This is a genomic window from Lentzea jiangxiensis (assembly GCF_900104175.1).
In the GTDB taxonomy this organism is placed as follows: domain Bacteria; phylum Actinomycetota; class Actinomycetes; order Mycobacteriales; family Pseudonocardiaceae; genus Lentzea; species Lentzea jiangxiensis.
Map to the genome: position 1 here is coordinate 1 of NZ_FNIX01000034.1, position 12,334 is coordinate 12,334.

Sequence of the window (12,334 nt, forward strand, 5' to 3'; positions counted from 1 at the left end):
CTCGTTGAACGCGTGGATCACATCACGCACATAGTCGGCGCTGACCTGCATCAACGACGTGATATCGCGGACGGTCTGCCCCTGGCTGGACATCAGTACCACGATCGCCCGACGTAACTTGACCGGGTTCTTCGCGGTCCGGCTGATCCGAGCCAGTTTCCGGCCGTCTTCCATCGACAGCGGCCGGACGAACACTTCCGGACGACGAGCCACAACCACCTCCCGCACTCGACATGCGGGACCAGCCTGCCGGTCAGCCCAGAAGACCGATTACCGGGTCAACGTTCTGGGACGAGCCACTAGTAGGCCCCACTGAGACCTACATCGCACTAACTACTGATGCTGCAGCCCTCACTACGTCGTGATTGGGAATCCAGTACCGCAGCGGGTGTAGGGCTTGCAGCATCGGCATGACTGTCGACCTCCTGCGCGCATCACTCTGCGTTCACTCAACCTCTCCACAGGGAGAAGATCGACATGGCCGCGGTTTCCGAGAGCTCGTGACTTCAGCGGAGAACGCGGCGGAAAGCCTTACGGGTGGAGCGCGGGTCGTGTTTCAGGGGCGCCTGCGCCAGCGTTCCTGCGAGGCGAAGGAGGGCGAGAAACGCGCCGTGGTCAGTTGCAAGTGGGAGAAATGGGGCTTCGTTGCGGTACGCAACAGTTCAGGCCAACAGGATCGCCTGTAACGGAAGCGAGTCGAACACACCGGTTGATGACTCATGAGGTCTGTGCCGCAGTCAGCCGCAGAAGTCGATGCCCCGCCGTTCTCACGCCAATAGAGCCATCAAACCCACATGGGACGTGGTCTGAAACCTACTATTCTTGGTCACTCGATTTTCATCGAGGTGTTCCGCGTCGAACTTCAATGCGCCCGGAAGGTCGAGCTGGCCGTACAGTTGCCGTAACCATGAAATCCTCAGATGCATCTTGTTGAGTCTTCTGAAGTCTGCCACGCTGAAGTGGTCGGTATTCTTTGTTGTAGTACTTTCGTATGACGCTGTAGTCATAAAAGCAAGCAAATAGAGCGATGTTCGGGTCTACATCCTCTTGTCGGTTCACCTCTTCCGCCTTCAAGATTTCATCAAGGCGATCATCCCACTCCTCTTCCCAGTAGAGGGTACGCTTGACCAGAATCTTTGAATTATTCCTAAAGAACGCCTGTGCTCGATCGAACGCTTTGATTTTATTTAACTTCAGCCAGTCAGTGTGACGGACGGCGTCGACAGCAAGAGCCGTAAAGGTAGTTTCCTCCCTTGCGGCCACATCCGTGACCAGGTCGAGCGCCTTAGGAGGCCACAGCAGCGCCCGCTCAACGAGGACGGACGGCTGCCACCCATGCGACTGCATAATCGACCTCCTTCAATTTATGATCGATCTCGTAAGTATACGCGCTATAATATTTGATGTCCAGTATTAATCGCAGTAAGGTTTAAGAATTCTGTCTGACAAGAGTCCGAGGCACCCCAATCCTGGAAAGCCTGGACCTTGCGTAGAGGACATCATTGGGAGGTGAAGCGGCAGTGTCACGCCATTTGCCGCTATATGAATAGAAAGATCCTTTTCGATGAGCTGTCCGAGCGCTTTAGCTGTTATTCGATTTGGAGATACCGAGCCGCGAATGAGGCGTGCCGCTTCACGCGTTAGGATTCCATTTTTCGCCCACCACATAGCGTCAAATCCTATGGCGACAACGACAAAATCAAACTCTTCATAATTTGCGGTTCGACCGGCGGGCGGGTCTATTTTGTAATGGATCCAAACCTTGTCATCCGCATCCTTAAGTTCGAGCCTATCGACCTGACCACAAATAATAGACAGATTTACTTGCTGATCCAAGATTTTCTTGACTGCTCGTGAGACAACCGACAAGGTCGTGTGACGCAGAAATCTTTCACGACCTAAGGAGTTAATTTGAGGCCAATCGCGCGGATTCGAGTAGTGACGGTTTTCATCATAACTTTCACCACGTGTGAGCATTACTCCCGAGGGGGTTATAACAGTTACTCGGCAACGGTCGGAAGTACTTAGCAGCGTTGTAACGACCGATGCCGCCGCACCCCCGTCTCCAATAACTGCTATCTCCGTCTGCATAGAACTTCGACGTATTGCCGTTTGCATGCGGGGCCATCTTTTCCAGAAGTTCTCTGCGTTCGCGAACCGTAGGCTGTTATCATCGTACCCTTGTAAACGCAGTGGCGTGCCCGGTCCGGTAATTACCACACCTGCACCCGTAAGCCATTCGGCATTACGGGAGTCACGCAAATCCTCAACCTTGATCCTCCATTGTCTATCGCGAACGTGAATACGGGTAACTTTGCGCTGATCTATTTGGGTGTCAAGACTTTTGAACACCCATTGTAGATACTTCGCCCACTCTTTCAGTGACGGCGACGGAAAACCGCGATCAACCCACTCTGCGAACGCGGAAAGCTTTGGTCCGGTTCGCTGCGTAAGGAATGCGTGCCAGCTATACTGAATCATCTCGACATTGACTTTGTTGTTATCGCGCCAGCACGTCGAGTTATAGGGAAATCCGATGTCTTTCATCGGTGATGTCGCTAATTGTTGTCTGCCGTCGGTGTATCCAAACCTTCCGGTCCAGTTTTCCGCAATACCTTGATGGTCAACCAATAGCACTTCCGGCACATCGGCACAAACGCTTCTGAGAACTTGCGCTTTTGCGGCGATGGCCAGCCCTTTTGGTCCGGCGCCCACTACGATAAGTCGTTGTGCGGCAGATTGACTGGCTGTCATTTGACGCTCCTTCGGCGCTGGACCGATTCTACATTGGCCAAATAGTTGTTGTGGCATCTGAGGATAAAACGTATCGGCTCTGTACAGTGTCCCCCTGAGGTGCCTTCGATGCACTCTTCGGCGTGTCACCCATTCAGGCGACAGGAACTGCCGCAGATCCGGCGCGCTCTGCCTCCGCCTCATGCACATGAACGTGCAGGCGTGCGCGGCACGCCTGCACGAGCAGTTCAACACCAAGCGGTGGCAACCGATCAGTCCCTGTGTCTTGCATAAAATGCTGCCCTTGCAGGTCATCTCTGAAGGAGCGGGGCAGGTCAAGAGCGTCCGCTCACCTTGCTTGATCTCCAGTTCGTGAAGGGGCTGTGGTGCTGTCTTGGCCCGACGGGACGACCCGGTGGCGAGCGCATCCAGCCACCAAGGCGGCCCGTTATAGTTTCAAAAAGATTGAACTTCGCCGTCGCGTCGACCGCACGTAGCTTCGACCACCAGGTCGGCACGTGGAGGGACGGCGAAGCGCTGTTCGTGTCGTGCGCTGCACCGTATGGCGCCAGCTTGCTGAAAACCTGGTCGAGTCCGTCGCCAGGGGAGCGCGGCTTATCGTCACGGATCGTCTCAAGCAGCGCACCTTCGAGACCACCGAAGGCGAGAAGCGCACCGTCATCGAGCTCGACGTCGACGAGGTAGGGCCGTCATTGCGCTACTTCACGGCCACGCTGATCAAGGTGCCCGGCGGTCAGAGACACGGAGACAAGAGTGCAGAGTCAGCCGGCCCTGAGAACTCGAAGTCGCCTGCTGAGAGCGATGACGATGAGCAACCACCGCTCTGAGCATCGATGCCGCCCCCAGGTCGTCCTTGAGCCCGCGGCGAACCTCGATCTTGCCTTCGAGCGCTTCTGTCCGATGAGCGGATGTCGACGACGAAACACGCCGTCCCGTCCTGTCAATCAGGGACGGCAACCAGAAACCCGTGTGGCCACCACGCAACGCTGCTGGGCCTACGGACATTCGCCGTCGCGACTGATCCAGCGTTCATTGTGAGGCGACGTTCGCTTGGAGGGTGGTCAGCCTGATCCGTAGAGAGGAAGTCTTGTGGCTCATCCTCGCGCCACCGCAGAAACCTTCGTTTCTGCGCCGACGTCATCACAGCTGCTGCACCAGGTGCTCGCGTCAGTCCGAGACTGCTGCGGGTCGGCTGGGGGAGTGCGCATCGTGGAAGCAGACGCGCCGCCCGTCCGCACCTGGCTTGACGCCCGACGGGTCGTGCTCGACGAAGTGGCGTTGACAGCGTGCCTGCAACACCGACTGCCCCTGCGGAGCAACGTCGTGCTGGTGACCGCATCCGCTGCGAAACGCACCCCGTGGGTCGAGGCAGTGCGGATGGGCGTTGAGCAGATCTACGACCTACCGATCGCGGCTGCCGCCCTCGCCGTCAAGATTCGCGGCGCAGAGCACGCACTCATCATCGTCGGCACAAAGCGGCTGTCCGGTCACCTGTAGACCGCCGACGCCTGGCCTGTACCGCCGGCCGATGCCGAGCCGCGCGCCAGCCGCGTCCTTCGACGGCCGCTGGCCCACATCGTCGACTCCGCGCAGCTTGAGCAGGTCGGATGCTCACTGATCACCTGACTCTCGGTAATCAGCCCTCATACGGCAGTCATGCGCACCCGCGTGACCGCCGAGCCCGGCCGTGACCACTGCCCGGTCCGGCTCGTCGACATCCCTTCAGTGCCTCACTTGCCGTGCTCCGCAGGCCTCTCGACGCCGACGCGGCCGTTTCAGGCACTCCCCTTCATCTGCCATCACGACCAGACAGGTTCTCTTATGCGACAGCACCCCGCGCCGGAACGCGAACGTGACACGCAACTCCCGATCTTCACCTACGGAACACTCCGGAATGGACTGTTCAATTACGACAGGGTTCTGCGCGGGCGGACGCTGGCGGAGCAGCCAGCCGTTCTGCACGGCTGCGTTCTGTACGACGCCGGCGGCTTCCCCTTCGCCGTGCGCAAGATCAGCCGGACCGACCGCATCGTCGTCGGCGAGCTCATGACGATCAAACCCGATCACTACCGCCAGGTGCTCGACGAGCTCGACGAGCTGGAGGGCTGCGACGACAGCGATCCCGGTGCACTGTTCACACGAGTCGTGGTCAGCGTCAACGCGACGGGCACCTCGGTGCAGGCCTGGATGTATCAGGCTGGCGACACCGTTGAACGGGACTTCACCGAAGCAGACCAGATCGTGGACGGCGACTGGGTGTCGCATCACAACAGGATCCGCTGCGGCAACAAGACGGCACGTCCCCAGAGCTCCTGACTGATACTCCGGCCGCAGCCCGGCTTCCTGGACACCTGCCTTGGCGGCGGTACACGCGCCACCGCCCTCGATGCCCATCGTCTGGCGACATCACCACAGGCCGTCCACATCACCGCCGACGGCACCACCGACCCTGACCAGCAGGCCGACTGTTCCCAACGCGCCGTGCGAGCCGCTGTCACGCCCCGAACGCGAGGACTCACCATGCACCACGACGACTGGATGACTGCCGTCATCGCCCTGGCAGCGCTCAACACCGTCACCCTGACCCTGTTGGTCATCGTCAGGACCGCGTTGCAGCAGGCCCTGCTCGACCCGCTCACCGGCCTGCCACAACGACAGCTCTGGACGATCACGGCCGCTGCCCGCTACCGCGGTATGCGCCACCCCGCGGTGCTCATGATCGACGTCAACCACCTCAAACGCGTCAACGACCAGCTCGGCCACGCCTACGGCGACCTGCTGATCCGCATCATCGCTCACGAGATCCTGCACATCGCAGGACCGAACGCGCTCGTAGGGCGGCTCGGCGGCGACGAGTTCGCCGCACTGATCGATCTCGCACCCGAACACCGAGCAGATCTCGCCGCCGCAGCGCAAGGCTGCATCGTCAGCGTGGACGGAATCATCTCCAGCGCGGAATTCGGCGCAGCCCAACTGACCGACCTCGAAACACACCCCGAGCGTCATCACGAAGCCGGCGACGATCACCACCGGCGTGAGCTGTCCCGGCTGATGCGCGCAGCAGATCTTGCCCTGCTACGGGCGAAAGCCGTGCGCCGGGCATCCCCGGCACCGACCAGCCCCGCACTCGCGTTCTACCGGCGCAGCAGCGACGGCGAGGTGCCACACAACTTCAACACCCTGCCCCATTCCGCACTGCTCCGGATCGTCGCGCCGCTCCTGCGCATCCGTCCGGCTCGACCGAACCGACGCACCCCCGCCACCACACGCCCATGACACGCCGCGGTCGCGGCCGGGGACTTCAGCCTCTGCTGCCGGTCGACCCGCACGGCCCCCTACCCCGGGCACAGACGTCACTGACAACCCCGGGCAGACCCTCGTCGACGAGGACCCGTTCGCCGGCGACGACGAAGGCCTCACCGAAGTCGACAACTACGTCCTCGGCCTGGACGAACCCGGCAGGCCACCCGCTATCTCCGATACCGCCACGACCTCTGGCACCCAGAAGGGACTGACCGTCTCCGCAGACACATCTACGCAGACGGCGGCGTGACCTGCACATCCCGCTCACCGCGAGACCAGCCGTGCCTTGGGACAGCTCCGCGCGCAATCCCGGCCACCGGTGAGACGCGGTACACCAGGCGACACAGCCATCCACGACATGACAACTACGCGCATCAGCGTCACAACGCACACCAGACTCCCGAGCCAACGCGGCTCATCCCAGCGCCTGGCGCGGCTCGCCGCGGCACTGGCCGCCGCTGCCCGCGGATGGCCAGTCGTGCCTGCCCGCCCCGACGGCAAAGTCCCCATCCTCACCGACTGGGACCACACCGCCACGACAAACCGGGCACAGATCATCGCCTGGTGGGCGGCAGCGCCCTACAACATCGCCCTCTCCTGCCGCAGAGCCGGACTCGTCGTCATCGACCTCGACCCGGCCCACGGCACACCCCCACCCGAGCAGTGGGCGCGCCGCGGAGCCCAACACGGCCGCGACGTGCTACGCCTGCTCGCCCACGACCTCGGCGAACCCGACCCGACCGACACCTACACGGTCCTGACCCCCTCCGGAGGAGAACACCGCTACTTTCACGCCCCACACCACCTCGAGCTCCACAACACCGCCGGCACCCTGGGCTGGCGCATCGACACACGCGCCCATGGCGGAAGCATCATCGCCGCCGGATCAACCCGCCGCCTCGAAGGCAGGACACGTCTGTACAGGCCGGTACAACCCATACAACCGGTCGCCGTGCTGCCGCTCTGGCTCGCCACCGCACTGACCCCACCACCGGCACCGGCACCCGCCATAGGTCTCACGCCGGCCCTCGGCAACGCCCACGCCTACGTGGCGGCCGCGGTACGAGGCGAAACCGCCACCGTCCACAACGCCCAAGTCGGAACACGCGCCCGCACGCTGTTCGTCTCCGCGATCAAGTTGGGCCAGCTCGTCGGCGCCGGATGCCTCCACCGAACCGACGCCATCACCGCCCTGCTCACCGCAGCAGCCGGTCACGAAGGCGTCGACGGCTGGACCAGGGCCGAATCGCTGCACCACATCAAGAACGGACTCGCCCGCGGCGTCCGAGAACCACGCGTGATTTCGACACCGTGCAGTCCGAAACCGCGGCAGCAGAGCAACAGCCAGCCGCGTCGGCCAACGAGGTGATCACAGCCTCTCAAGACGTTCCGCACGGCCGGTTGCCGTTCCGGACGGGCGGGTGCCACGGCACCTGAACAACCGCACCCACGCCATGGACCGGGACTCACCAACACCACGAGAGATCAACCCGGAGAAGTCGTGTACTGCCCGCCAAGCCCTAGCACCAGCGACATCGGCACGACTACGCCCGAAGCACCTTCGTCGTCTACCAAGGAGGCATTCGTGAAGCCTGGGGCCGCTACCGCGTTGCCGCGCACTGTGACGACACAACGCCATGCGTTTCCGCAGGCAAGTGAACCAGTGAGACACCCACCGCCTCCGAAGTAGCCGTTCGCGGTGACCAGACCTCGTGGCGCCAGGCCAGCACAAGCCAGGCGTCACCTGCCGGGTGTGCCGCGCGACCCCCGCCTCCTACACCCCAAGGCGGGAGCGGCGCGCGGCACACCCACCCCCAACTTCCCGGACGAAAGCAGGCCTCATGAGCCTCGTCATCATCGGTCACGTCCGCTGCGAAGGCCGATCCTTCACCGTGACCTTCGAAGGCCCCAACGCCGACAGCATCGCCGTGGACTACATCAACCGACGCTACTCGATCATCAACTCCGCCTCGGGCTTCTGCGACGTCACGTTCCACGAACCAGAAGACGACAACGGCAGACCGGTCGAAGTCCCCGACACGGTGCATCGCGCCCTGTACCCGCTGGAGTACGCGCTCTGCCCGCACAACATGTCACTAGCCAACTGCTACGGACCAGACCACTGGTGCCGGCCCGAAGAGATCGCCATGGGCTGGTAGCACGGCAGCTCAACGCCCGGCCATCCGCCGCCCGTAGGTCAAGGTCATCCACGCAGGCACCAGCGCACGACGCAGCCCCGTCACCACAATCAGGCCAACACACGCCCGGCACAAGCCGGCCCACGCGGGTGAGTTGTCCCCCAGATCACCCCAGCACTCGAAGAGCGCAGCGGCCCGCCGCGGACATCCACATCGAGACCCCAGCCCGCCGCGTGACCCAACCACTTATCCGAAGTAGCACCACGAGAACCATCGCAATCTGCCGACAGGCAAGCTCTCGATCGAGGAGCCGAGCCGGTCCTCCGCAGAGCAGCAGACGGCCGGCGCGCCCCCCAACCGCTCGAACCAGAAGGCCAATGAGCAAGTACACCTCTCCCAGCCGCACCCATTCCGTGCTGCTCGCCGACGGCACACGCGTCTACGTTGCGCTGGCAATCGCCAGCCAGGTCCGCGGCCTCGACGCTGACGGCGACGTTCTTCTATGCGATGAAGCCCGCAGCGCGGCAGGCGACGTTGGTTGCGGAGCTTGTGGCGCCTTTGCCTGTGGCGTGGCAGCAGGGCGTGAGCGCAATGAGGTATTCGGTTCTGTCTGCCGGTGTGGCGGCACACCGTCGACAGCAAATACGGCACCGACGGCAAACTCGCCAGCTTCTCGGCGACCTCAACGTGCTCGAACCCGGCCACCAGCCTGCTCACCGCGGTCAATTCGCCAGTTCGAGTACGCCTTCCATACCGGCTCACTGAGCAACACGGCCTCGTCGACCTGTTTCAGCACCTACACCCCGATCAGGTCGAACACAGCTGGGCGCGCCGCCCCGAGCTCGGCTACCGCTACGACCACGCCCACGGCTCACGGGCCCTTGCCGACAGGCTCATGACGTGCGAGTACGTCCACGAGACCAGAGAAAACACCGATGGCGGCGCCCGTCTCACCGATCACTCGGGACTCGCCGTCCGGTTTGAGCTGAGTGCGAACCGAACGCTAACGTCTGACCCCACCAAGGCGGTCGACGCGCTCACTGAGCCGGAGCCAACGTTGTTCTGATCTCCGGCGTCGCTCGCGCTGGCTGCCGCCCGCCAGCCGACCGCGAGGAATGCCTGCCGGATGTCCGCGACCGTCACCACTCCACGTATCGGCGCACGGGTGCTGCTGCTCGACGCCAACGACCGCGTGCTCCTCATCCACGCCTGCGACCCACAGGACCGCGGCCACGACTGGTGGGAACTTCCCGGTGGCGGACTCAACGACGGTGAAGAGCCGGACGACGCCGCTCGCCGCGAGGTAGCAGAGGAAACCGGGCTCGTTCTTCCAGTGCTGGGTCGCAAGCTGTGGATCCGGGAGTCCCGCTTCCACTACAAGGGCCGCGACCACCACCGGGTCGACCACGTGTTCCTCTGCCGCATCACGGACACAGCGCCGAAGGTCGCGCTCAAGCCCACCGAGAACGAGAAAGCCGGCCTGATCGAGCGGCGCTGGTGGTCTGCGGCTGACCTGCGCGCCACCACCGCCAAGCTACTTCCGGCCACCCTCCCACGCCTGGTGGACGATCTTTTGACGGACACCTTCAGCACCACGCCGCTCAGCCTGTTCGACTGACCTCAGAGGATGAACCACCTGGAGCCCAGGTCGTCGTCCAGCCGCGCGATACGCCGTTCGCCGACTTAAGCCGCACCAGCCAGGTTCGAGCGCGGGGGGTGGCAGTAACGCTCGGACAGCCTGGCCAGCTCTTCGTCGTGAGTTCGCACCTCTGAGCAAGATGGCCGAGCTAGGGGAGTAGGCCGACGACCGATGGTGCAGATTGAGGTGTGCTGGCGGTCTAGGCACAGGGCCTACCGTCCGAAGACGGAACCGCGACAGTCAACCGCCAGCACGTTGCTCCAGCGCCACAGGCAAACCAAGCCCATCACTGGAGACCTCGACAACCCTACCGTCCGACCCCGGTGCGCTGAGAGCACCGTCCGGACTGCCTGACAGCTCGCATGGCTCGTCGATCTGTACTGCCACGACCATGAAACCCCACCCACGAAGGCGGCTTCAAAAAATTGTGGCTGATTCCGAATTCCTGCTCACCCCCGGAAGTGATGGAAGGGGCGGCGCAGTGTATGGGTCGGTGATGGCCTGTCAAATCGCCTGTCCGGTTGTTTTGAGCGCCCGAATGGCGCGGGGCCCCTACCGCCACGCAATTCGGGCGCTCAAAACAACCGGCCATCCCGGCGATTTGACAGACCACCACCGACCCGCGGTCAGGAAGACAAGGGCAGGCCCCTGGCCTGCCCTTTCGTGACGCGCCGCCCCTTCCATCACTTCCTCACAGTCTCTGGACTTTACTGCGTCAAACCGCAAAAAGACATCAAAGAATTACTGTCGACGGATGCGAATTGCTTGCATTTGGTCTGCTTCCTTAATAGGATCAAGCTGCAAGATGAAGCCGGGGACCGCGACCCCCGGCGGCCACGAAAAGCCAAAAGAGGTAAAATCTCATGACGGAAAACGCATCCATCACGGAAATGCTCGAAGACATCGACCTGTTCCTCGAACTCGGTGGCTTCGCCGAGGCTCGCGAGCTGGCCGCCCAGATCCTCGACACCGCCGACACCGACACCCTTGACCTGCTCGCACGCATCGCCTGGATTCGAGAGAACCACCCCAACACCGCCCGCGCCCGCCTCAGCGACGCGTGGAAGCGCAGCACCCCCGAGCACCGCGAACTCGTCGAAACGTGCGTCATGCTCCACGTCGAACCCGCCACGCAGCCCGCCGAAGCCGAGGCCCCCGCCGAGCCGGAGATCCTCCGCGCAGACGTGCACATTCCCACGCACGCCGAAGTCGCCGAGCTGCGCACCGGAGGAATTAGCGCCGTCGAAGCCGGGCCGGTCCGCCGCAAGATCAAGCCGGAGATCCGTCGCAAGCGCCGCCCGGCCCGCACCCCCGAGCAGAAGCGCCTTGACCGCGAAGTGGCCCACTACTTCCGGCACCGCGCCGGAGTCGACGACGCCGTCGAGTTCGAGACGCTTCCCGGCTACGAGAACGACGAAGACCAGAACTTCATGGCACCGCTACGCGGACTTGCCTGTGTGAGTTGCTGGACCGAACGCGCCGCATTCGACAACTACCGCCACCACGACGGGTTGTGCAACGAATGCCGCCAAGACAACCGGGCAGGACTGCCGATCACGTCCACCGACCCCTACCGGGACGAACTCATCGCGATCCGATGCGCCCACATCGTCAAGACGTTCCCCAAGCGCCCGACCGCGCTGGCGATCCTGCGACGCGACTACAGGGGATACGCCCCCGGTGACCGCATCGAAATGAACACCTGGGTCGCACAGAACTTCCGCTGGGCGGTCAACAAGCCAGCAACCCCCGCACCGCAGTACGCCACCGCCGCCTAACCCCCACGGTCACTGGCCGGTGACGCACCCCAGGGAGTGCGTCACCGGCACCCGCCGCGCGGCAAGCCGCGGTGTGCCGGGCATCGAGCCCGCCACACCCCGAGCGAAGGCTGCCGCCCTCACACACCCGCCGCCTACGGCGCAACGGACCGCCTACGACGGCGCATTCACCCGCGACCATCCAAACCCACAGCTGACACCGGCGCCTCAACCACGCCTCGGCCCGCAGACTCCAAACGCCGCTCACCACCAGGAGCCCCTGACGGTTCCGGCAAAGCCGCACCAGTCGACCCGCCACCGCCAGAGGTCTGCTCACCGGCCTCCCGCGCACGCTTGGCCCAACGCCGCAACACCGCAAGCTGGATCCCCGTGCGTTTCTGAAGTTCGGTGTCCCGAAACGTAGCGCCGATCGCATCAAGGCCCGCACCACTCAACGCCTCGACAACACAACGCCCCGCCGCCAACTCCTTCGCGTCGATCTTCGCGTCCTCGGCTGCAAGATCACGCTCAAACTGTTCCCGCAACGCCTGCTTGCGCCGCTCAGCCGCCTCCAACTCCCTGGACGCCGCCGAACCAGCAGCCACCACCGCAAGCACCGCTTCAAGCCGCAGCTGCCGCCGTCGCTTCTCCTCAGCACGTACCTCTTCCCGGACCTGCCTGGCGGTCTTCATGCCAACCCCTCCAACGTGGACAAACCCCGAACGCGGACCCTAGGACAGAAG

12 protein-coding genes and 1 pseudogene are annotated in these 12,334 nt (G+C 63.2%); 9 read left to right on the top strand and 4 right to left on the bottom strand.

The window, feature by feature from the left end; all coding sequences use genetic code 11:
• From BLQ91_RS38220 to BLQ91_RS38230, 3 genes are all read right to left on the bottom strand, one after another.
• A partial coding sequence (locus BLQ91_RS38220; RefSeq protein WP_143023046.1) for a helix-turn-helix domain-containing protein occupies nucleotides 1–213 on the bottom strand: 213 nt, incomplete at its 3' end.
• A gap of 624 nt (nucleotides 214–837) precedes the next feature.
• A complete protein-coding gene (locus BLQ91_RS40850; protein ID WP_143023047.1) occupies nucleotides 838–1,347 on the bottom strand; it encodes a hypothetical protein in 510 nt (169 codons plus the stop codon).
• Nucleotides 1,348–1,413: 66 nt separating this feature from the next.
• Entirely contained in the window at nucleotides 1,414–2,754 is a 1,341-nt protein-coding gene (locus BLQ91_RS38230) for a SidA/IucD/PvdA family monooxygenase (protein ID WP_176960187.1), read from the bottom strand.
• Between the two features lie 447 nt (nucleotides 2,755–3,201).
• Here BLQ91_RS38230 and BLQ91_RS38235 point away from each other — a divergent pair.
• The 9 genes and pseudogenes from BLQ91_RS38235 to BLQ91_RS38275 all read left to right on the top strand — a co-directional run.
• Nucleotides 3,202–3,581 (top strand): annotated as a pseudogene (locus tag BLQ91_RS38235) (single-stranded DNA-binding protein); the annotation flags it as partial.
• A 331-nt stretch (nucleotides 3,582–3,912) separates the two neighbouring features.
• On the top strand, nucleotides 3,913–4,251 hold the full coding sequence (locus tag BLQ91_RS38240; RefSeq protein WP_483810960.1) for a hypothetical protein: 339 nt from the start codon (nucleotides 3,913–3,915) through the stop codon (nucleotides 4,249–4,251).
• A gap of 159 nt (nucleotides 4,252–4,410) precedes the next feature.
• Nucleotides 4,411–5,070 carry a gamma-glutamylcyclotransferase family protein gene (locus BLQ91_RS38245; RefSeq protein ID WP_218130568.1) on the top strand — a complete coding sequence of 220 codons (660 nt, stop codon included), beginning with the start codon at nucleotides 4,411–4,413 and terminating at the stop codon, nucleotides 5,068–5,070.
• 204 nt (nucleotides 5,071–5,274) lie between these two features.
• Nucleotides 5,275–6,030 (top strand): GGDEF domain-containing protein, encoded by a 756-nt coding sequence (locus tag BLQ91_RS38250; RefSeq protein WP_090105278.1) that lies wholly within the window; start codon nucleotides 5,275–5,277, stop codon nucleotides 6,028–6,030.
• A gap of 475 nt (nucleotides 6,031–6,505) precedes the next feature.
• Nucleotides 6,506–7,426, top strand: coding sequence for a bifunctional DNA primase/polymerase (locus BLQ91_RS38255; protein ID WP_281199891.1), 921 nt, complete (start codon nucleotides 6,506–6,508; stop codon nucleotides 7,424–7,426).
• A gap of 472 nt (nucleotides 7,427–7,898) precedes the next feature.
• Entirely contained in the window at nucleotides 7,899–8,216 is a 318-nt protein-coding gene (locus tag BLQ91_RS38260; RefSeq protein ID WP_090105282.1) for a hypothetical protein, read from the top strand.
• Nucleotides 8,217–8,811: 595 nt separating this feature from the next.
• A complete protein-coding gene (locus tag BLQ91_RS38265) occupies nucleotides 8,812–9,261 on the top strand; it encodes an exonuclease/endonuclease/phosphatase family protein (protein ID WP_245734273.1) in 450 nt (149 codons plus the stop codon).
• 60 nt (nucleotides 9,262–9,321) lie between these two features.
• Nucleotides 9,322–9,813, top strand: a complete 492-nt coding sequence (locus BLQ91_RS38270; RefSeq protein WP_090105284.1) for an NUDIX hydrolase — start codon at nucleotides 9,322–9,324, stop codon at nucleotides 9,811–9,813.
• A gap of 884 nt (nucleotides 9,814–10,697) precedes the next feature.
• Complete coding sequence (locus BLQ91_RS38275; RefSeq protein ID WP_143023049.1) at nucleotides 10,698–11,612, top strand: hypothetical protein; 915 nt, start codon at nucleotides 10,698–10,700, stop codon at nucleotides 11,610–11,612.
• Nucleotides 11,613–11,779: 167 nt separating this feature from the next.
• On the opposite strand, the gene BLQ91_RS40855 is transcribed toward BLQ91_RS38275, so the two are convergent.
• Nucleotides 11,780–12,283, bottom strand: coding sequence for a hypothetical protein (locus tag BLQ91_RS40855; protein ID WP_143023050.1), 504 nt, complete (start codon nucleotides 12,281–12,283; stop codon nucleotides 11,780–11,782).
• Nucleotides 12,284–12,334 lie beyond the last annotated feature (51 nt).